At 39.7% G+C, this 18,036-nt stretch carries 30 protein-coding genes; 29 read left to right on the top strand and 1 reads right to left on the bottom strand.

Annotated elements, in window-relative coordinates:
- The 29 genes from rplV (at position 1) to CKW03_RS16495 (ending at position 17,467) form a co-directional block, all read left to right on the top strand.
- The gene (gene rplV / locus CKW03_RS16635) at positions 1 to 432 is read left to right on the top strand and encodes a 50S ribosomal protein L22 (protein ID WP_093100409.1); all 432 of its coding nucleotides are present in this window, start codon (positions 1 to 3) and stop codon (positions 430 to 432) included.
- A gap of 11 nt (positions 433 to 443) precedes the next feature.
- Positions 444 to 1,235 (top strand): 30S ribosomal protein S3, encoded by a 792-nt coding sequence (gene rpsC / locus CKW03_RS16630; protein WP_093100407.1) that lies wholly within the window; start codon positions 444 to 446, stop codon positions 1,233 to 1,235.
- A 51-nt stretch (positions 1,236 to 1,286) separates the two neighbouring features.
- Complete coding sequence (rplP, locus tag CKW03_RS16625; protein ID WP_093100405.1) at positions 1,287 to 1,709, top strand: 50S ribosomal protein L16; 423 nt, start codon at positions 1,287 to 1,289, stop codon at positions 1,707 to 1,709.
- 92 nt (positions 1,710 to 1,801) lie between these two features.
- Entirely contained in the window at positions 1,802 to 2,020 is a 219-nt protein-coding gene (gene rpmC, locus CKW03_RS16620) for a 50S ribosomal protein L29 (RefSeq protein ID WP_093100404.1), read from the top strand.
- 13 nt (positions 2,021 to 2,033) lie between these two features.
- Positions 2,034 to 2,288, top strand: a complete 255-nt coding sequence (gene rpsQ, locus CKW03_RS16615; RefSeq protein WP_013665010.1) for a 30S ribosomal protein S17 — start codon at positions 2,034 to 2,036, stop codon at positions 2,286 to 2,288.
- On the top strand, positions 2,288 to 2,656 hold the full coding sequence (rplN, locus tag CKW03_RS16610; protein ID WP_002997484.1) for a 50S ribosomal protein L14: 369 nt from the start codon (positions 2,288 to 2,290) through the stop codon (positions 2,654 to 2,656). Before rpsQ ends, rplN begins: the two co-directional genes overlap by 1 nt.
- 2 nt (positions 2,657 to 2,658) lie before the next feature.
- Complete coding sequence (gene rplX / locus CKW03_RS16605; protein ID WP_093100402.1) at positions 2,659 to 3,003, top strand: 50S ribosomal protein L24; 345 nt, start codon at positions 2,659 to 2,661, stop codon at positions 3,001 to 3,003.
- Entirely contained in the window at positions 3,003 to 3,572 is a 570-nt protein-coding gene (gene rplE / locus CKW03_RS16600) for a 50S ribosomal protein L5 (RefSeq protein WP_093100401.1), read from the top strand. The genes rplX and rplE overlap by 1 nt, the downstream gene beginning before the upstream one ends.
- Positions 3,565 to 3,834, top strand: coding sequence for a 30S ribosomal protein S14 (gene rpsN / locus CKW03_RS16595; RefSeq protein ID WP_093100399.1), 270 nt, complete (start codon positions 3,565 to 3,567; stop codon positions 3,832 to 3,834). The genes rplE and rpsN overlap by 8 nt, the downstream gene beginning before the upstream one ends.
- A 141-nt stretch (positions 3,835 to 3,975) precedes the next feature.
- A complete protein-coding gene (gene rpsH / locus CKW03_RS16590) occupies positions 3,976 to 4,374 on the top strand; it encodes a 30S ribosomal protein S8 (protein ID WP_093100397.1) in 399 nt (132 codons plus the stop codon).
- Positions 4,375 to 4,392: 18 nt separating this feature from the next.
- Entirely contained in the window at positions 4,393 to 4,947 is a 555-nt protein-coding gene (rplF, locus tag CKW03_RS16585; RefSeq protein WP_093100396.1) for a 50S ribosomal protein L6, read from the top strand.
- A 5-nt stretch (positions 4,948 to 4,952) separates the two neighbouring features.
- Complete coding sequence (rplR, locus tag CKW03_RS16580; RefSeq protein ID WP_093100394.1) at positions 4,953 to 5,306, top strand: 50S ribosomal protein L18; 354 nt, start codon at positions 4,953 to 4,955, stop codon at positions 5,304 to 5,306.
- Between the two features lie 13 nt (positions 5,307 to 5,319).
- A complete protein-coding gene (gene rpsE, locus CKW03_RS16575) occupies positions 5,320 to 5,838 on the top strand; it encodes a 30S ribosomal protein S5 (protein WP_093100392.1) in 519 nt (172 codons plus the stop codon).
- Positions 5,839 to 5,842: 4 nt separating this feature from the next.
- Complete coding sequence (rpmD, locus tag CKW03_RS16570; RefSeq protein ID WP_093100390.1) at positions 5,843 to 6,022, top strand: 50S ribosomal protein L30; 180 nt, start codon at positions 5,843 to 5,845, stop codon at positions 6,020 to 6,022.
- Positions 6,023 to 6,132: 110 nt separating this feature from the next.
- Positions 6,133 to 6,579: a 50S ribosomal protein L15 gene (gene rplO, locus CKW03_RS16565; RefSeq protein ID WP_093100388.1), complete on the top strand. Its 447-nt coding sequence runs from the start codon at positions 6,133 to 6,135 to the stop codon at positions 6,577 to 6,579.
- Between the two features lie 6 nt (positions 6,580 to 6,585).
- Positions 6,586 to 7,932: a preprotein translocase subunit SecY gene (gene secY / locus CKW03_RS16560; protein WP_093100387.1), complete on the top strand. Its 1,347-nt coding sequence runs from the start codon at positions 6,586 to 6,588 to the stop codon at positions 7,930 to 7,932.
- A 6-nt stretch (positions 7,933 to 7,938) separates the two neighbouring features.
- The gene (gene map, locus CKW03_RS16555) at positions 7,939 to 8,721 is read left to right on the top strand and encodes a type I methionyl aminopeptidase (protein ID WP_093100385.1); all 783 of its coding nucleotides are present in this window, start codon (positions 7,939 to 7,941) and stop codon (positions 8,719 to 8,721) included.
- Between the two features lie 73 nt (positions 8,722 to 8,794).
- Positions 8,795 to 9,013: a translation initiation factor IF-1 gene (gene infA, locus CKW03_RS16550; protein WP_021071231.1), complete on the top strand. Its 219-nt coding sequence runs from the start codon at positions 8,795 to 8,797 to the stop codon at positions 9,011 to 9,013.
- Between the two features lie 44 nt (positions 9,014 to 9,057).
- Positions 9,058 to 9,174: a type B 50S ribosomal protein L36 gene (gene ykgO / locus CKW03_RS16545; protein ID WP_013665024.1), complete on the top strand. Its 117-nt coding sequence runs from the start codon at positions 9,058 to 9,060 to the stop codon at positions 9,172 to 9,174.
- Between the two features lie 27 nt (positions 9,175 to 9,201).
- A complete protein-coding gene (gene rpsM / locus CKW03_RS16540; RefSeq protein WP_093100383.1) occupies positions 9,202 to 9,579 on the top strand; it encodes a 30S ribosomal protein S13 in 378 nt (125 codons plus the stop codon).
- 10 nt (positions 9,580 to 9,589) lie between these two features.
- Positions 9,590 to 9,979: a 30S ribosomal protein S11 gene (rpsK, locus tag CKW03_RS16535; RefSeq protein ID WP_093100381.1), complete on the top strand. Its 390-nt coding sequence runs from the start codon at positions 9,590 to 9,592 to the stop codon at positions 9,977 to 9,979.
- Positions 9,980 to 10,045: 66 nt separating this feature from the next.
- Entirely contained in the window at positions 10,046 to 10,654 is a 609-nt protein-coding gene (rpsD, locus tag CKW03_RS16530) for a 30S ribosomal protein S4 (protein WP_093100379.1), read from the top strand.
- A 77-nt stretch (positions 10,655 to 10,731) separates the two neighbouring features.
- A complete protein-coding gene (locus CKW03_RS16525; protein WP_093100377.1) occupies positions 10,732 to 11,724 on the top strand; it encodes a DNA-directed RNA polymerase subunit alpha in 993 nt (330 codons plus the stop codon).
- A 97-nt stretch (positions 11,725 to 11,821) separates the two neighbouring features.
- Complete coding sequence (gene rplQ, locus CKW03_RS20925) at positions 11,822 to 12,553, top strand: 50S ribosomal protein L17 (protein WP_093100375.1); 732 nt, start codon at positions 11,822 to 11,824, stop codon at positions 12,551 to 12,553.
- Positions 12,554 to 12,685: 132 nt separating this feature from the next.
- The gene (locus tag CKW03_RS16515; protein WP_093100373.1) at positions 12,686 to 13,819 is read left to right on the top strand and encodes an aspartate aminotransferase family protein; all 1,134 of its coding nucleotides are present in this window, start codon (positions 12,686 to 12,688) and stop codon (positions 13,817 to 13,819) included.
- A gap of 17 nt (positions 13,820 to 13,836) precedes the next feature.
- A complete protein-coding gene (locus tag CKW03_RS16510) occupies positions 13,837 to 14,802 on the top strand; it encodes a Rossmann-fold NAD(P)-binding domain-containing protein (protein WP_093100371.1) in 966 nt (321 codons plus the stop codon).
- Between the two features lie 7 nt (positions 14,803 to 14,809).
- Positions 14,810 to 15,598: an acetylglutamate kinase gene (gene argB / locus CKW03_RS16505; RefSeq protein WP_093100370.1), complete on the top strand. Its 789-nt coding sequence runs from the start codon at positions 14,810 to 14,812 to the stop codon at positions 15,596 to 15,598.
- An 11-nt stretch (positions 15,599 to 15,609) separates the two neighbouring features.
- Positions 15,610 to 16,410, top strand: coding sequence for a pyrroline-5-carboxylate reductase (proC, locus tag CKW03_RS16500; RefSeq protein WP_093100368.1), 801 nt, complete (start codon positions 15,610 to 15,612; stop codon positions 16,408 to 16,410).
- Positions 16,403 to 17,467 (top strand): M20 family metallo-hydrolase, encoded by a 1,065-nt coding sequence (locus tag CKW03_RS16495; protein WP_093100367.1) that lies wholly within the window; start codon positions 16,403 to 16,405, stop codon positions 17,465 to 17,467. The genes proC and CKW03_RS16495 overlap by 8 nt, the downstream gene beginning before the upstream one ends.
- Positions 17,468 to 17,552: 85 nt before the next feature.
- Here CKW03_RS16495 and CKW03_RS16490 read toward each other — a convergent pair whose 3' ends face one another.
- On the bottom strand, positions 17,553 to 18,023 hold the full coding sequence (locus CKW03_RS16490; protein ID WP_093100366.1) for an Lrp/AsnC ligand binding domain-containing protein: 471 nt from the start codon (positions 18,021 to 18,023) through the stop codon (positions 17,553 to 17,555).
- Between the last annotated feature and the right edge of the window lie 13 nt (positions 18,024 to 18,036).

Here is an 18,036-nt window from a genome sequence, read left to right as displayed (position 1 = left end):
ATGGAAGCAACAAAAAAACTCAAAAAGTCTGTTTTAATTAAGCAGCGCAAGGAGCAGGCAAAAGCTCAAGTAGGAGGAGCTTCTACTGCCAAGTTATTGAATTGCCCTACTTCACCTCGTAAGATGCGTCTAGTAGTGGATCTTATCCGTGGACAGAAAGTAGAGAACGCACTTTACATCCTTAAACATTCAGGTAAAGAAGCTTCAATCCGCGTTGAGAAATTATTATTATCAGCGATCAAAAACTGGGAAGCACACAACGAAGGTTCTTCTGTAGAAGACGGTGGATTGTTTGTTAAGGAAGTATCTGTAGGTGGCGGTCGTCAATTGAAGAGATTACGTCCAGCACCACAAGGTCGTGGCTATAGAATTCGCAAGCGTTCAAACCATGTAACTTTGGTAGTAGACAGTATTAATAACGTTAACAACTAATAATATTAAGAATGGGACAAAAAGCAAATCCAATAGGTAGCAGATTAGGAATCATCAAAGGATGGGATTCTAATTGGTTCGGAGGCAACAACTATTCTGATAAGTTGGTTGAGGACGAAAAAATAAGAAAATATCTTTCTGTACGTATCGCAAAAGGCGGTGTAGCAAAAGTTGTTATTGAGAGAACGTTGAAACGTATCACTGTAACGATCCATACTGCACGTCCAGGAATCGTAATTGGTAAAGGTGGTCAAGAAGTTGATAAGATCAAAGAAGAGTTAAAGAAATTAACTAAGAAAGATGTTCAGATCAACATTTTTGAGATCAAACGCCCAGAATTAGACGCAAAACTAGTTGCAGAAGGCATTGCTAAGCAATTAGAGGCACGTATTTCATTCCGTCGTGCAATGAAAACTGCGATTGCATCTACAATGCGCATGGGAGCAGAAGGTATCAAAGTAATGTGTTCAGGTCGTTTAGGTGGTGCTGAGATGGCACGTACCGAGCAGTACAAAGAAGGAAGAACTCCTCTACACACATTGCGTGCTGATATCGACTATGCTTTAGCAGAAGCATTGACTACTTACGGTAAGATTGGCGTAAAAGTTTGGATCTGTAAAGGTGAAGTTTACGGCAAGAGAGATTTATCTCCAAACATTGGTCAGGCATCAGGCGTGAAATCACGTGGTGGCAACGAAGGTGGTGAAAACAACAACCGTCGTGACAACCGTGGTGGTCGCGGTGGAAACCGTGGCGGACGTCGTGATAACAACCGTGACAACCGTGGAGGTAAAAGAGATTAATTAATAACAAGATTTAGATTATCTGTTCAACAGATTTAAAAAAATACGAACATGTTACAGCCAAAAAGAACGAAGTTCAGAAAGATGCAGAAAGGCCGCATGAAAGGTAATGCCACTCGTGGAGCGGAATTAGCTTTCGGATCTTTCGGTATCAAATCAATGGAATCAGCATGGATCACAAGCCGTCAGATTGAGGCTGCTCGTATTGCGGTAACTCGTTATATGAAGCGTGAAGGACAAGTTTGGATCCGCATTTTCCCTGACAAACCGGTTACCAAGAAACCTGCAGAGGTACGTATGGGTAAAGGTAAGGGTGCTCCAGAATATTGGGTAGCCGTAGTGCGCCCAGGCCGTATGTTATTTGAAGCAGAAGGCGTTCCATTGGAAATCGCTAAAGAAGCATTACGCTTAGCTGCACAAAAATTACCGGTTCAAACGAAATTTGTGATACGTAGAGATTACGTTGAAGCATAATAATCGTCGGTAATGTCAAGAGTCTAGCCTTACTGCCGTTACCAGTAAGGCCGCTTTAACACTCGAGATAACCCGGCACAACAAATTGAAAAATGAAAAATTCAGAAATCGTAGAATTATCAACTGAGGATTTAACAGCTCGTCTTGCTGAAGAGAAAGCTGCCTTAAACAAATTGAAATTTGCACATGCTGTTTCTGCTATTGAGAATCCAAACGTGATCAAAGCAGCTCGCAAAACTATCGCTCGTCTCGCTACTGAGATTTCAAAGCGTAATAATGCAGCAAAATCTGAAACAGCCGCTGAGGCATAAAATTTAAGTCGAAATGGAAAGAAATTTAAGAAAAACAAGAATCGGCTTAGTAGTTAGCAACAAGATGGACAAATCTATCGTAGTAGCGGTTGAACGTAAAGTGAAACACCCTATTTACGGTAAATTCGTTAAGAAAACTACTAAATTTAAAGCTCATGACGAACAAAATACCTGCGGTATCGGCGATACGGTATTAATTATGGAAACACGTCCGCTGAGTAAAACTAAGAACTGGAGATTAGTAGAAATTTTAGAAAGGGCTAAATAATGGTACAACAGGAATCAAGACTAAATGTAGCTGACAACAGCGGAGCTAAAGAAGTTTTAGTAATCCGTGTGTTAGGCGGTACGCGCAAGCGTTATGCATCTATCGGTGATAAAATTGTTGTTACCGTAAAGAGCGCACTACCTTCAGGAAACGTGAAAAAAGGATCAGTTTCAAAAGCAGTTGTAGTTCGTACGAAAAAAGAGATCCGTCGTAAAGATGGTTCTTACATTCGCTTCGATGACAACGCTGCAGTATTGTTAAATAATAACGATGAACCTCGTGGAACACGTATCTTCGGCCCAGTTGCCAGAGAATTGCGTGAGAAACAGTTCATGAAAATTGTATCATTAGCACCGGAGGTTTTATAATTATGGCACAGAAAACAAACAAACCTACTCACAAGATCAAGATCAAAAGAGGAGATTTAGTGAAAGTTATCGCTGGTAACTCTAAAGGTGTTCAAGGTAAAGTATTACAAGTTATTATTGAAACCAACAGAGCAGTTGTTGAAGGCGCTAACATTGTGAAGAAACACACTAAACCTAGCGCAGCTAACCCGAACGGTGGTATCATCGAGAAAGAAGCTGCAATCAACATCTCTAACTTAGCTTTAATCGATCCTAAGACTGGTAACCCTACCCGTGTTGGACGTAAAGTTAATGCAGATGGCAAAATAGTTCGTTACGCAAAAAAATCAGGGGAGGAAATTAAATAATGACTTACGTACCAAGATTAAAAGCGAAATATGCGGAAGAAATCCGTACAGCGCTTAAAGAAAAATTCCAGTATAAAAGCGTTATGCAAGTTCCTAAACTGGAGAAAATCGTAGTATCACAAGGTATCGGTGCGGCTACTGCAGACAAGAAATTGATCGACAACTCTATCACGGAGTTGACTACCATCACTGGTCAGCAAGCAGTTCCTACGAAATCTAAAAAAGATATCTCGAACTTCAAATTGCGTAAAGGTATGCCTATTGGTGCTCGCGTAACTTTACGTGACAACAATATGTACGAATTCTTAGATCGTTTAATCGCGGTTTCTTTACCACGTATTCGTGACTTCCGTGGAATCAACGATAAAGGATTTGACGGACATGGTAACTACAATTTGGGTATTACTGAGCAGATCATCTTCCCTGAGATCAACATTGACAAGATCAACAAGATCCAAGGTATGGACATCACTTTCGTAACTTCAGCTAAGAACGATATCGAAGCTTTAGAATTATTGAAACAATTCGGTTTACCATTCAAAAACCAAAACACGAATAACAATGGCTAAAGAAGGATTAAAAGCACGCGAAGTAAAGCGTCAGAAATTAGTAGCAAAATTTGCAGAGAAACGTGCAGCTTTGAAAGCAGCAGGTGATTATGCAGCTTTAGATAAATTACCAAAGAATGCATCCCCAGTAAGATTGCACAACCGTTGTAAATTAACTGGACGTCCTAAAGGATATATGCGTCAATTCGGTATCTCACGTGTAACATTCCGTGAGATGGCCCTAGACGGAAAAATCCCAGGAGTGAAAAAAGCTTCTTGGTAATCAAAAAAATATAATTACTTTTGCCCGGATAAACCACGAACTGTGGTTTATCGGGTTTTTTTTGCATTGCAATATTTTAACCGATAAAAGGTCTGTGGCTTCGGTTAGTCATGGAAACCATTATCACAATTTTTATACAAAATGAATACAGATCCAATAGCGGATTACCTTACCCGAGTAAGGAATGCCATCAAGGCCAACCACAGGGTTGTTGAAATTCCTGCATCGAACCTTAAAAAAGAAATCACAAAAGTTCTTTTCGACAAAGGTTACATTGCTAATTACAAATTTATTGAAGAAGGTCCTCAAGGTTCAATCAAGATTGCCTTGAAATACCATCCAATTAGCAAAGTACCGGCTATTCGCACTTTGACACGTGTGAGTAAACCTGGTTTAAGAAAGTATGCAAGTGTTGACAGCATCCCTCGTGTATTAAACGGTTTAGGAATTGCGATTTTGTCTACTTCGAAAGGAGTAATGTCAGACAAAGAAGCTGCCGTACAAAACGTTGGTGGAGAGGTTTTATGTTACATTTATTAATCTAGGAAAAAGCACAGAATGTCAAGAATTGGAAAAGCGCCTATCGCTATACCTTCGGGTGTAACGGTTACAGTATCAGATAAGAATCTGGTAACTGTTAAAGGCCCTAAAGGTGAATTAACACAACAAGTAGACCGCGACATTACCGTTAAACAAGAAGATGGTAATATCGTTGTGTCACGTTCAACAGAACAAAAAAAGCACAAAGCATTACATGGCTTATACCGCGCCCTATTGAGCAATATGGTTGTAGGTGTAACCGAGGGATACAAAACTACCCAAGAACTAGTTGGTGTTGGTTACCGTGCAGCAAACACAGGTAATACGCTAGAGTTAACTTTAGGTTTCTCTCACCAGATTGTATTCGTATTGCCACAGGAAATTAAAGTAACAACAACTGCTGATAAGGGTAAGAACCCAACTATCACTTTGGAATCTATCGACAAGCAATTGATCGGTCAAGTAGCGGCGAAAATCCGTAGCTTCCGTAAGCCAGAGCCATACAAAGGTAAAGGTATCAAGTTTGCAGGTGAAGTATTAAGAAGAAAAGCAGGTAAATCAGCTAAAAAATAATAACCATGGCAGGAATTAAATCAACTCGCAGAGAGCGAATCAAAAAAGGAATTAGAAAACACCTGGCTGGATCAACTGAACGTCCTCGTTTGACGGTTTTTAGAAGTAACAAAGGCATCTACGCACAGATCATCGACGATACTACGGGTAAAACTATCGCTTCAGCATCAACTTTGTCAAAAGAGTTTGCTGGATCAGGTAACAAAGTAGATCAATCGAAAGAAGTAGGTAAATTGGTTGCTGAGAAAGCGGTTGCAGCAGGAATTAGCAAAGTAGTTTTTGACCGTAATGGGTACTTATACCATGGCCGTATCAAATCATTGGCTGAAGGTGCTCGCGAAGGCGGTTTAGACTTTTAATTAAAGAAGAAAAATGGCATTAAGCAATATTAAAAGAGTAAAATCAAGCGAAATCGAATTAAAAGATCGCTTAGTAAGCATCCAGCGCGTAGCCAAGGTGACCAAAGGTGGTCGTACCTTCAGTTTCTCAGCTATTGTTGTAGTTGGAGATGAGAACGGTATCGTAGGATACGGATTAGGAAAAGCTAAAGAGGTTACTGAAGCTATCACTAAAGGTATCGATGATGCAAAGAAAAACTTAGTAAAGGTTCCTATTATCAAAGGTACAGTACCTCATGAGCAATACGGTAAATATTCAGGTGGTTCAGTTTTGATCAAACCAGCTGTAAGTGGTACCGGAGTATTGGCAGGTGGTGCGATGCGTGCGGTATTGGAGTCTGCAGGCATTACAGACGTATTAGCAAAATCATTAGGTTCTTCTAACCCACACAACGTGGTAAAAGCAACTATCGATGCATTAGCTAACATGCGTGACGCTTATACAGTAGCGCAAACACGTGGTGTCGATTTAAACAAAGTATTTAACGGTTAATATCATGGCAAAAATTAAAATCACCCAGATAAAGAGCGTTATCGACAGAAGCGAGCGCCAAAAGAAAACTATCGAAGCATTAGGTTTGAAGAAAATCAACCATTCGGTAGAAGTTGAAGCTACAGCAGCAATCATTGGAATGGTTCGTAAAGTGAACCACCTAGTGGCTGTAGAATCCATTTAATAAGAATAGATGGAAAGGATACTCACTTCCTTTCCATTCTTTGTTAATAAATTTATGGAATGCTAAGGCCTGTTTAGTGAGAGCGAAGGCGTAGCACAATTTGATTAAAAATGAACTTAAGTAATCTAAAACCAGCAGCTGGTTCAATTAAAACTAAAAAACGTATTGGTCGTGGACAAGGATCTGGCCGTGGTGGTACCTCAACTCGTGGTCACAAAGGAGCAGGATCTCGTTCAGGTAACTCTACGAAAATCGGTTTCGAAGGTGGTCAAATGCCTCTTCAACGTCGTGTACCTAAATTTGGTTTTAAGAACATCAACCGTGTAGAATATGTAGGTGTTAACTTAGATGTTTTGCAAGCTATCGTTGAGAAATACAGCTTAACTACTGTAGATTTCGATACTTTGAAAGAGCACGGATTAGTTTCAAAAAATGACTTAATTAAAATCTTAGGTCGTGGCGAGTTCACCGCAAAAGTAGAAGTAAAGGCCCATGCATTTTCAGCTTCAGCTCAAAAAGCTATCGAAGCAGCAGGTGGTTCTATCGTTAAATTGTAATAATACATGAAGAAACTAATCACAACCTTAACCAATATATGGAAGATAGAAGAATTACGTAATCGTATTCTTAATACGTTACTATTTCTTTTAATATACCGCGTTGGTTGTCACGTGGTTTTACCAGGTGTCAATCCGGAAGCGTTGGTAGTAAACAGAGAAGGTGGTAATGACATCATGAACTTGATCAATATGTTTGCTGGGGGATCATTCTCCCGTGCGGCGATCTTTGCTCTTGGTGTTATGCCTTATATCTCGGCATCTATCGTAGTTCAGCTATTGGGGATTGCTGTTCCTGCTTTTCAAAAGATGCAGAAAGAAGGTGAATCTGGCCGTAAGAAAATGAACAACATCACTCGTTACCTTACCGTAGCGATTACGTTGGTTCAAGCCGTAGCCTATGTGAAGACTCAAATCGGACCAGAAGCTAAGACTATTGCGGATCCAATGTTCTCCATTCTATCAGCAGTTGTTTTGACAGCGGGTACATTGTTTGTGATGTGGCTAGGTGAAAAGATTACCGATAAAGGAATTGGTAATGGTATTTCATTAATCATTATGGCTGGTATTATTGCTCAGCTTCCTGCAGGTATTACTGCAGAATGGGCATCCAGAATGAGCCCGAGTGGTGGTGGTCCTATTCCATTGTTATTGGAGTTTGTCGCGCTGTTTTTCGTCGTGATCTTCACGATCTTGGTTGTACAAGGTGTTCGTAAGATCCCTGTACAATACGCGAAGAAAATCGTGGGTAACAAACAGATTGGTGGTGTGCGTCAATACATTCCTTTAAAGGTAAATGCGGCGGGTGTAATGCCAATCATTTTCGCTCAGGCGATTATGTTTTTACCGATGTCGTTGACCCAGTTCTTCCCGAACGTCCAGTCAGATTTCTTAAACTCGTTGAGTAACTATACATCCGTTACGTATAACGTGGTATTTGCCTTGTTGATCATTGCATTTACCTTCTTCTATACGGCGATTATGGTCAACCCGCAGCAGATGTCTGAGGACATGAAGAAGAACGGTGGTTTTATTCCGGGCATCAAGCCAGGTTATGAGACCAACTTGTTTATCGACAACGTAATATCACATATTACCTTCCCTGGTGCTGTATTTGTGGCGATCATTGCGATCTTGCCAGCAATTGCAACATTATTTGGAGTAAACAATCAATTTGCACATTTCTATGGTGGTACATCCCTATTGATCTTAGTAGGTGTTGTATTGGATACGATTCAGCAAATTGAAAGTCATTTGTTAATGCGTCATTATGATGGATTGATGAAAACAGGCCGTGTAAAAGGTAGAAGCACTGCGACTACAGTTGAAGGCTATGATCAATCCGCATTATAATTTTGAATGTCTAAAGTATATTATAAAACAGCAGATGAAATTGAGCAAGTGCGAGAGTCAGCAAATGTACTCTCGCAATTACTTGCTGAAATTGCAGGATTAGTAAAGCCAGGCATTACGACCTTATCCCTAGATAAGTTTGCCTTTGATTTTATTAAAGATCACAAAGGAACACCAGCCTTCTTGAACTATCAAGGTTTTCCTTATTCATTGTGTATTTCTGTGAACGACCAGGTCGTGCATGGATTTCCAAGTGACTATGTTCTGAAAGATGGAGATATCGTAACGGTCGACGGAGGGGTGAATTTGAATGGTTTTATCAGTGATTCTGCATATACTTTTGCTGTAGGAGAGATTTCTGAAGAAGCGAAACAATTGTTAGAAGTGACAAAAGGTTCGTTGCAAGCGGGGATCGATCAAGCAATCGCGGGAAAACGTGTGGGAGATATTTCAGCTGCCGTTCAAGAATATGTATCGCCATATCGTTATGGGATCGTTCGAGAATTGGTAGGACATGGAGTTGGTTTTCATTTGCACGAAAAACCTGAGGTTCCGAATTACGGTAAACGTGGATCGGGTCCGAAATTGGAAGAAGGATTGGTAATCTGTATCGAACCGATGATCAATGCCGGTAAGGCAGGGGTCAAGTTCTGGGATGATGGTTGGACAGTGAGTACAGTTGATGGAAAGCTTTCGGCGCATTTTGAACAGATGGTTGCGATCCGAAAAGGCAGTCCGGACGTGCTTTTGAATTTTGAGGCCATTGAGAAAGTTTTAAATAAAAAGTAGTTGGTATTCAATTATTTTATTTATCTTTGCACTCCTGTTTGCGGGTATATCATCATTTAAAATAATAGATTTTATGGCTAAACAAGCCTCGATTGAGCAAGACGGCATAATCAAAGAAGCGCTTTCCAACGCGATGTTTCGCGTTGAATTAGAGAATGGGCATGAAATCATTGCACATATCTCGGGGAAAATGCGCATGCATTATATTAAAATATTACCAGGTGACAAAGTGAAGTTAGAGATGTCACCATACGACTTAACAAAAGGAAGAATTACATACCGCTATAAGTAAACGTAAGTTTCTTCAATAAAAATAGCTTTTAAAAATTTACTGTAATGAAAGTTAGAGCATCAATAAAAAAACGTAGTGCGGATTGTAAGATTATCCGTCGTAAAGGAAAAGTATTTGTAATCAATAAAAAGAACCCGAAGTTCAAACAACGTCAGGGTTAATTTTAACATAATCGCTTAAAATATTATATGGCAAGGATCTCAGGTATAGATTTACCTAAAAACAAAAGAGGCATCATCGGCCTTACCTATATTTTTGGTATTGGTCGTTCTACTGCTGCTTATATCCTAGAGAAAGCAGGCATCAGTCAAGATGTAAAAGTTCAAGAATGGGATGATGATCAATTAGCAGCTATCCGTACAATCATCAATGATGAGATTAAGGTAGAAGGCGCATTACGTTCAGAGGTTCAGTTGAACATTAAACGTTTAATGGATATTGGTTGTTACCGTGGCTTGCGTCACCGTAAACACTTACCAGTTCGTGGACAACGTACTAAGAATAACTCTCGTACCAGAAAAGGTAAACGTAAGACAGTTGCAAACAAGAAAAAAGCTACTAAATAATAAGTAAGAAATGGCTAAAAGTAAAAAAGTTACTAAAAAACGTATCGTAGTTATCGAGCCTGTAGGACAAGCTCATATCAACGCTACTTTTAACAACATCATCGTAACTTTGACTAACAATCAAGGTCAAACAATTTCATGGTCATCAGCTGGTAAAATGGGCTTTAAAGGTTCTAAAAAGAACACTCCATACGCTGCATCACAAGCTGCTTCAGACTGTGGTAAAGTTGCACATGATTTAGGATTGCGTAAAGTTGAAGTTTTCGTTAAAGGTCCGGGTGCTGGACGTGAGTCGGCTATCCGTTCATTGCAAGGTATTGGTATCGATGTGACTACGATCAAAGATATTACTCCACTACCTCACAACGGTTGTCGTCCTCCAAAACGCAGAAGAGTTTAATAACAGATTTGTTTAAGATAAGATTCGTCAGTTATAGGCTGATTGATACTTCAAACAGAATAAGAAATGGCAAGATATACAGGACCTAAGTCCAAAATAGCTCGTAAATTTAGAGAGCCAATTTTCGGCCCAGATAAGGCATTAGAAAAAAAGAATTATCCTCCAGGTCAACACGGACCATCGAAAAGAAGAGGAAAACAATCTGAATACGCAATTCAGTTGTTAGAAAAGCAAAAAGCAAAATACACTTACGGTGTATTAGAGCGTCAATTCGCTAACTTATTTGCTAAGGCAGCAGCAAAACAAGGTGTTACTGGTGAAAACTTCTTGAAATTATTAGAAGCACGTTTAGATAACATCGTTTACCGTTTAGGCATCGCTCCTACACGTTCATCTGCTCGTCAATTAGTTTCGCACAAGCACATTACAGTTAACGGTCAAGTCGTTAACATTCCATCATACAGTATCCGTCCAGGTGATGTTATTGCTGTTCGCGAGCGTTCTCAATCATTAGAGGCAATCGTAAACTCAGTAGCTGGAAGAAAAATCAACAAATTCAGCTGGTTGGATTGGGATGCAGACAAACTTACAGGAACATTTGTTAATTTCCCTGAAAGAGCTGATATTCCAGAAAACATTAAAGAGAACTTAATTGTAGAGTTGTACTCTAAATAATAATTAATAACAACATGCATTGTCATAGATGCATGTTGTTGTTTTCATAAATAGTAAATAAACTTAAAAGAACATAAATGGCAATTTTAGCATTTCAAAGACCGGATAAAGTTATCATGCAAAAATCAACTGATTTTGATGGTACCTTTGAATTTCGTCCACTAGAGCCAGGTTTTGGAGTTACTATTGGTAATGCTTTACGCCGTATTTTATTGTCCTCTTTAGAAGGATATGCAATTACGTCGGTAAGATTTTCAGGCGTGTCGCACGAATTCTCTACCATTAAAGGTGTAGTAGAAGACGTAACTGAAATCATCTTGAACTTGAAACAAGTACGTTTTAAGAAATCAGGTGAACAAGGCGATAACGAGAAGATCTTTGTGGTTATCAATGGTCAAGATCAATTTACAGCTGGTGATATTACGAAGTTTTCCAATAATTTTACTGTATTGAATCCTGATTTGGTCATCTGTAACATGGATAGTTCAGTAACTGTAGAAGTTGAATTGTCAGTTGCAAAAGGCCGCGGATACGTAAATGCAGAGGAAAATAAAGTGGTTGATGGTCCTGTTGGAGTAATTGCGATTGACTCAATCTACACTCCAATTAAGAATGTAAAATATACCATTGAGAACTACCGTGTAGAGCAAAAGACTGACTACGAGAAATTGTTGTTAGACATCTCTACTGATGGTTCCATTCATCCAGAAGATGCTTTGAAAGAAGCAGCTAAAATCTTGATCCAACATTTTATGTTGTTCTCTGACGAAAACATGTTGTTAGAGTCTCAAACTAAAGAAGAAACTAAGGTTGTTGACGAGGAAATCTTACACATGCGTAAGATCTTGAAAACAGAATTGGTAGACTTAGATCTTTCGGTTCGTGCATTGAACTGTTTGAAAGCTGCTGATATTCGCACTTTAGCTGAATTGGTTACATACGATGTAGCTGATATGTTGAAATTCCGCAACTTTGGTAAAAAATCATTGAGCGAAATTCAAGAGCTAGTTAAATCTAAAGGTTTATCATTTGGTATGAACCTGTCTAAATACAAATTGGACGAAGAATAATAATTAAATAATATAAGCGACCTGCTGCGTAATTCCTCCAGAGTATATGGACTACGGTCTGTAGAAAAAGAACGGTACGCACAAAATCAAAACTAAAATGAGACACGGAAAAAAAGTAAATCACTTAGGCCGCACTGACAGTCACCGTAAGGCGATGTTAGCTAACATGGCGACTTCATTGATCAAACACAAACGTATTACTACGACTTTAGCAAAAGCAAAAGCGTTGCGTACTTATGTGGAGCCTTTGATTACAAAATCTAAAAACGACACTACACACTCACGTCGTACGGTATTCGCTTACTTGAAAGACAAGGATGCAGTTTCTATCTTGTTCCGCGAGATTTCAGAAAAAGTAGCATCTCGTCCAGGAGGTTACACTCGTATCATTAAATTAGAGAACCGTTTGGGTGACAACGCAGAAATGGCATTTATCGAATTAGTTGATTACAACGAAATCTACGGTAAAACTGCTCAAACTGAGAAGAAATCTACTCGACGTCGTGGTTCTGCTAAAAAGAAAGCTACTCCAACAACTGAATCAAAAGAGGCAAAAGCTGAAAAATCTGGCGATGATTTAACCATTGTTGAAGGTATCGGTCCTAAGATTGCAGAAGTATTAGCAGCTGCTGGTATTGCAACTTACGCTGAATTAGCTAAAACTGATGCTGAGAAAGTTAAAGAAATCTTAACTGAAGCTGGTTCTAACTTTAACACTGCAGATCCTACTACTTGGGCTGAACAAGCACAATTAGCTGCAGATGGTAAATTTGAAGAACTAGAAAAACTTAAAGCCGAATTAGACGGTGGAAAAAAAGTTGATGAATAATCTTTAAACGAATCATAGAAAAGTCCTCTTATCCAAGAGGACTTTTTTATTTTATACCCTTTTTAAGTAAGTTCAGCTATTTAATTATTTGTACATTTGAAAAACTAAACTTTAGCATATTTATTTCATTTCATGGAACTATTTAACGTTTATCCTGTTACCCCTATCAACATCGTAAAAGCACAAGGCTCTACTGTATGGGATGAACAAGGAACTGAATATTTGGATTTATATGGAGGTCATGCTGTTATCTCCATTGGTCATACCCATCCGCATTATGTGAAAAGTATCACGGATCAATTGAATAAAATTGGCTTTTACTCCAATTCCATTTTGATCCCTATCCAACAACAATTAGCGAAACAATTAGGTGAAGTTTCAGGTAAACCTGACTATACCTTGTTTCTATGTAACTCTGGTGCTGAGGCGAATGAAAACGCCCTGAAATTAGCATCATTTCATACCGGACGAAAAAAGGTGATCGCCTTTTCTAAGTCTTTCCATGGACGTACTTCTTTGGCGGTTGCTGCCACTGATAACCCTGCCATCGTTGCTCCAGTCAATGAGACCGATAATGTAGTATTCCTCCCTTTTAATGATGAAGAGGCCTTGGAAAAAGCATTCAAGGAATATGGGGATGAGATTTCATCTGTTATCATTGAAGGTATCCAAGGTGTAGGTGGTATCCGTGAAGCCTCTATACCTTTCTTGAAACTGATCCGTAGTCTTTGTGATCAATATGGTTCGGTATTCATTGCTGATTCCGTACAATGTGGATATGGAAGAACAGGTTCTTTCTTCTCCCATGACTATGCTGGTGTAGATGCTGATATCTATTCCATGGCAAAGGGAATGGGCAATGGCTTTCCAATCGGTGGAATTGCTATTTCTCCAAAATTCAAAGCTTCATTTGGCCTTTTAGGGACTACCTTCGGTGGTAACCATTTGGCATGTGCGGCCGCTGTCTCTGTGCTGGACATCATCAAGCAAGATAACTTGATGGAAAATGCAGCTCAAGTAGGTAGTTATTTGATCGAAGAGCTCAAGAAATTTGATCAGGTGTTGGAAGTTAGGGGGAGAGGCTTGATGATCGGGATCGAATTGCCAGCAGAGTTTGCCCATGTTAAGAAAGATTTGTTGTTGAAAAACAGGATTTTTACAGGAGAGGCGAAACCCAATGTGATTCGTCTTTTGCCTGCATTGAACATTACCAATAAGATTGCTGATCAATTTTTAACTGCTTTTGAAGAGAGATTAAAAGCATAAAAATCAAAATAGATTAAATGAAGAAGTTTTTTTCCGTAGCAGACGTAGATAATCTGAAAGACATCGTTACAGAGGCATTAGAAATAAAGGCTAGTCCTTATTCCAACGAAACCTTGGGGAAGCATAAAATGCTAGGTTTGGTATTTCTTAACCCTAGTTTGAGAACACGCTTGAGTACGCAAAAGGCAGGGATGAACCTTGGCATGAACGTGATGGTCATGAACATGGATAAGGATGGATGGGCTTTGGAAACTCGAGATGGGGTGATCATGAATGGTACCACTGTCGAACATATCCGTGAAGCTGCTGCTGTGATGGGTGAATATTGTGATATTCTTGGTCTGCGTTCATTTCCTACCTTGAAGGATAAGGAAGCGGATTATTCGGAAGACCTATTCAATAAATTTATTAAATATTGTGGAGTACCGGTGGTTTCTTTGGAAAGTGCAACTAGGCATCCATTGCAAAGTTTGACTGATCTGATCACGATTACAGAATACAAGAAAACTGATAAACCGAAGGTTGTATTGGCTTGGGCGCCGCATGTGAAGGCATTGCCTCAAGCAGTTCCTAATTCTTTCTCAGAATGGATGTGTCGTGCCCAGGAAGAGGGATTGGTTGATTTTACCATCGCTCAACCTGCTGGCTATGAATTGTCGGAAGACTTTACACCTGGTGCTCATATCACGACCAACCTAGATGAGGCTCTTGCAGACGCAGATTTTGTATATGTGAAGAACTGGTCTTCATTTATGGAATATGGGGAGGTGTACCCAGTCAATGAAAATTGGTTGTTGGATAATGAAAAATTAAAGTTGACCAATGATGCCAAGGTGATGCATTGTTTGCCGGTGCGTAGGGATTTGGAATTGTCCTCAGAGATTTTGGACGGGCCAAATTCATTGGTGATCAAGGAAGCCAGCAATAGGGTATGGGCTGCGCAGGTTGTTTTGAAAAGAATGTTGGAAGATTTGAAGGGTTAAATTTAGGATGTCGGTATTAAATATTATCAAGATAGGCGGGAATGTCATTGACAACCCGGAACAATTAGAAGAGTTTTTAGAGAAATTTTCTGCTTTGCCGGGTCGTAAGATCCTGGTGCATGGCGGAGGAAAGATCGCAACGCGTATGGCATCGGATATGGGTATCGAGGCCAAGATGGTGGAGGGTAGACGTATTACCGATGCTGCCATGTTGGACGTCGTGACCATGGTCTATGCAGGCCTAACCAATAAAAACTTGGTGGCTTCCTTGCAGAAATACAATTGCAATGCAATTGGCCTATGTGGGGCAGATGCCAATGTGATCAAGGCGGTGAAAAGACCGGTTAAGGAAATCGATTATGGTTTTGTAGGTGATATCCTCGCTGATTCCATCGATTCCCTAGCCATCAAAAAACTATTAGAAGCGGAATTTATTCCCGTGTTTTCAGCTATTACCCATAATGGGAATGGACAACTATTGAATACCAATGCGGATACCATCGCGTCTTCCTTGGCTGTTGCCCTATCAAAACTATATGAAGTTTCATTGATCTATTGTTTTGATAAAAACGGTGTACTGCTGGATGTGAATGATGAGCAATCCGTTATTGAAACCATTCGTTCTGTTGATTTCGAAAGATTGAAAGATAGCAAGACCATTCATGACGGGATGATCCCGAAACTATATAATGCATTTGAAGCGATTTCTAGAGGTGTCAGTAATGTCTATATAGGACATGCCAATAATTTGCACCTCTTTCAGCAACGGAAGTTTGGAACTTGCTTAATTGCCTAAACTTAAATAAAATGAATAAGATAACAATTATTGGAGGCGGGAATATTGGTTTGTCATTGGCTAAGGGGCTAGTGAAAACTAAATATTGCAAAGCCAATGAGATTACCATCACCAGGCGCAATCTGGCGTCGTTGACTGTGGAAAAGGAGGAGGGTTTTAGTGTGAGCGATTCAAATCCGGAAGCGATTCAAGGAGCTGAATTTATTGTATTGGCTATTCTCCCCCAGCAGATCAAGAAGGTGATGGATGAATTGGCTCCTGTATTGACTCCTTCCCAAACCGTTATCTCCGTGGTATCTGGTGTAACTTGCCAGGATATCAAGGATGTATTGGGCCAAGATAAGGTTGTTATCCGAGCGATGCCAAATACGGCAATTGCCATAGGTCAATCCATGACTTGTATTGCGACTGACAGCGCCCCTGAAGATAAGATCCAGGACGTTTCGGTGATCTTTGAAGCTGTTGGCTCTGTGGTGGTGATCAATGAAGACTTAATGACTTCTGCAACGGCATTATGTGCTTGTGGGATTGCATTTTTCTTGAGAAGTATCAGAGCAGCCTCGCAAGGTGGTGTGGAAATTGGTTTCCATGCCCATGATGCTTTGAAAATGGCCATCCAGACTGCAAAAGGAGCTGCAGATTTGTTGTTGCAGATGCAAAGCCACCCAGAAAGTGAAATCGATAAGGTGACTTCTCCTAAAGGCTGTACCATTGCGGGACTGAACGAAATGGAACATAACGGTTTCAGTTCAGCTTTTATTAAAGGAATTAAATTGTCGGCTAAGAAAGCTGGAGGTTTATATAATGATTAGTATTGAGCAATTGATTGAGGAGAGTACCTCGCTATTGAAACAATTGATTGAAACCCAATCATTCAGTAGGGAAGAGGATCAGACTGCTCAATTGCTTGCCGATTTTTTCCAGCAACATGCTATAGTTACAGAAAGGATAGGGAACAATGTGGTTGTCTATAACAGATTTGAAGACCCAGCTAAACCTTATGTGCTGTTGAATTCCCATCACGATACCGTAAAACCGAATCCAGGCTATACTAAAGATCCCTTTAAGGCAATTGTTGAGGATGGGAAGCTGTTTGGTTTAGGGAGTAATGATGCAGGTGGTTGTTTGGTTTCTTTAATTGCTGCATTCCGTTATTATTATGAGCGTGAAGATTTGCCTTTTAACCTTTGTTTGGTTGCTTCTTCAGAAGAAGAGGTTTCCGGAAAAGGAGGCTTAGAGGAAGCATATAAACATATCAAACCTTGTGAATTTGCCATTATTGGTGAGCCGACCCTATTGAATTTGGCGGTAGCTGAAAAAGGTTTGATGGTATTGGACTGTGAAGCCGCAGGGAAATCTGGACATGCCGCTCGGGAAGAGGGTGAAAATGCGATTTATAAGGCCATTGAAGACATCAATTGGTTCAGGAATTATCAATTCCCTAAGCAATCGAAATTTTTAGGTCCGGTGAAGATGAGTGTAACATTGATTGAGGCCGGATCACAACATAATGTTGTGCCCGCGAGCTGTAAGTTTGTCGTAGATGTCAGGACAACGGATGTATATACTAACCTGGAGGTCTTGGAGATAATCAGGAAAAACGTGAAATCCTCCGTAGAACCTCGTTCTACCCGATTGAATCCATCTTCTATTTCCGTTGAACACCCGATCGTTCGCTCTGGGAAATCATTGGGAAAAGAATTATATGGCAGTCCGACGATGAGTGACCAGGCTATTTTGAATATTCCTTCCATCAAAACTGGACCGGGAGACTCAGCAAGGTCGCATACAGCGGATGAATTTATCTATTTGCATGAAATAAATGATGGAGTTCGATATTATATTGACCTCTTGAAAGGAATCTTATAAGAAATTCAATAAAAAAAGCGGGCCAAGCCCGCTTTTTTTATCTCTAGACGTTAGTTTTAAGATAAAAAACCATTTTAGACAATTCTTATAAGGTAATTTGTCTTTTGATGCTCTCTTCTAAGGAAATAATGGTCTCTGTACGTTGGATTCCTTTCAGTCCTTGGATGTCTTCATTTAAAACTTTGCGTAAATGGGAGGTGTCCTTACAGATGATTTTAGCAAACATACTATATTGACCAGTACAATAGTGTAATTCCACTACTTCTTTCACTTGTTTCAACTGTTCTACTGCATCAGCATACTGAGAACCCTTCTCTAAATAGATACCTAAGAAGGCAGTAATGTCAAATCCAACCTTTTGGGGGTTGATAATTAAGTTAGAACCTCTAATAATCCCCAATTCTTCCATTTTTTTCATGCGAACATGGATGGTTCCACCAGAAACTATCAGTTTTTTAGCTATTTCTGTGTATGGAATTGAGGCATCTTCCATTAAAATGGATAAAATTTGAACATCTAGGTTGTCTAAATCGTAATTTGAATAGTTTTTTTCCATAAAAATGGTATTT

The organism is Sphingobacterium mizutaii, from assembly GCF_900187125.1.
GTDB classification, from domain to species: domain Bacteria; phylum Bacteroidota; class Bacteroidia; order Sphingobacteriales; family Sphingobacteriaceae; genus Sphingobacterium; species Sphingobacterium mizutaii.
Note: the sequence above shows the minus strand (reverse complement) of the source record. Positions and strands in the feature narration are given on the sequence as shown.

Coding starts and splice junctions, on each gene's coding strand:
- rpsQ (WP_013665010.1), top strand. CDS start 2,034: ATGGAAAGAAATTTAAGAAAAACAAGAATCGGCTTAGTAGTTAGCAAC.
- ykgO (WP_013665024.1), top strand. CDS start 9,058: ATGAAAGTTAGAGCATCAATAAAAAAACGTAGTGCGGATTGTAAGATT.
- rpsN (WP_093100399.1), top strand. CDS start 3,565: ATGGCTAAAGAAGGATTAAAAGCACGCGAAGTAAAGCGTCAGAAATTA.
- CKW03_RS16495 (WP_093100367.1), top strand. CDS start 16,403: ATGATTAGTATTGAGCAATTGATTGAGGAGAGTACCTCGCTATTGAAA.
- argB (WP_093100370.1), top strand. CDS start 14,810: ATGTCGGTATTAAATATTATCAAGATAGGCGGGAATGTCATTGACAAC.
- rplR (WP_093100394.1), top strand. CDS start 4,953: ATGGCAGGAATTAAATCAACTCGCAGAGAGCGAATCAAAAAAGGAATT.
- rplF (WP_093100396.1), top strand. CDS start 4,393: ATGTCAAGAATTGGAAAAGCGCCTATCGCTATACCTTCGGGTGTAACG.
- map (WP_093100385.1), top strand. CDS start 7,939: ATGTCTAAAGTATATTATAAAACAGCAGATGAAATTGAGCAAGTGCGA.
- rpsE (WP_093100392.1), top strand. CDS start 5,320: ATGGCATTAAGCAATATTAAAAGAGTAAAATCAAGCGAAATCGAATTA.
- rplE (WP_093100401.1), top strand. CDS start 3,003: ATGACTTACGTACCAAGATTAAAAGCGAAATATGCGGAAGAAATCCGT.
- rplN (WP_002997484.1), top strand. CDS start 2,288: ATGGTACAACAGGAATCAAGACTAAATGTAGCTGACAACAGCGGAGCT.
- CKW03_RS16490 (WP_093100366.1), bottom strand. CDS start 18,023: ATGGAAAAAAACTATTCAAATTACGATTTAGACAACCTAGATGTTCAA.
- rplQ (WP_093100375.1), top strand. CDS start 11,822: ATGAGACACGGAAAAAAAGTAAATCACTTAGGCCGCACTGACAGTCAC.
- rpsC (WP_093100407.1), top strand. CDS start 444: ATGGGACAAAAAGCAAATCCAATAGGTAGCAGATTAGGAATCATCAAA.
- rpsH (WP_093100397.1), top strand. CDS start 3,976: ATGAATACAGATCCAATAGCGGATTACCTTACCCGAGTAAGGAATGCC.
- CKW03_RS16525 (WP_093100377.1), top strand. CDS start 10,732: ATGGCAATTTTAGCATTTCAAAGACCGGATAAAGTTATCATGCAAAAA.
- rpsD (WP_093100379.1), top strand. CDS start 10,046: ATGGCAAGATATACAGGACCTAAGTCCAAAATAGCTCGTAAATTTAGA.
- CKW03_RS16515 (WP_093100373.1), top strand. CDS start 12,686: ATGGAACTATTTAACGTTTATCCTGTTACCCCTATCAACATCGTAAAA.
- infA (WP_021071231.1), top strand. CDS start 8,795: ATGGCTAAACAAGCCTCGATTGAGCAAGACGGCATAATCAAAGAAGCG.
- rpsM (WP_093100383.1), top strand. CDS start 9,202: ATGGCAAGGATCTCAGGTATAGATTTACCTAAAAACAAAAGAGGCATC.
- rpmC (WP_093100404.1), top strand. CDS start 1,802: ATGAAAAATTCAGAAATCGTAGAATTATCAACTGAGGATTTAACAGCT.
- proC (WP_093100368.1), top strand. CDS start 15,610: ATGAATAAGATAACAATTATTGGAGGCGGGAATATTGGTTTGTCATTG.
- CKW03_RS16510 (WP_093100371.1), top strand. CDS start 13,837: ATGAAGAAGTTTTTTTCCGTAGCAGACGTAGATAATCTGAAAGACATC.
- rpmD (WP_093100390.1), top strand. CDS start 5,843: ATGGCAAAAATTAAAATCACCCAGATAAAGAGCGTTATCGACAGAAGC.
- rplX (WP_093100402.1), top strand. CDS start 2,659: ATGGCACAGAAAACAAACAAACCTACTCACAAGATCAAGATCAAAAGA.
- secY (WP_093100387.1), top strand. CDS start 6,586: ATGAAGAAACTAATCACAACCTTAACCAATATATGGAAGATAGAAGAA.
- rpsK (WP_093100381.1), top strand. CDS start 9,590: ATGGCTAAAAGTAAAAAAGTTACTAAAAAACGTATCGTAGTTATCGAG.
- rplV (WP_093100409.1), top strand. CDS start 1: ATGGAAGCAACAAAAAAACTCAAAAAGTCTGTTTTAATTAAGCAGCGC.
- rplO (WP_093100388.1), top strand. CDS start 6,133: ATGAACTTAAGTAATCTAAAACCAGCAGCTGGTTCAATTAAAACTAAA.
- rplP (WP_093100405.1), top strand. CDS start 1,287: ATGTTACAGCCAAAAAGAACGAAGTTCAGAAAGATGCAGAAAGGCCGC.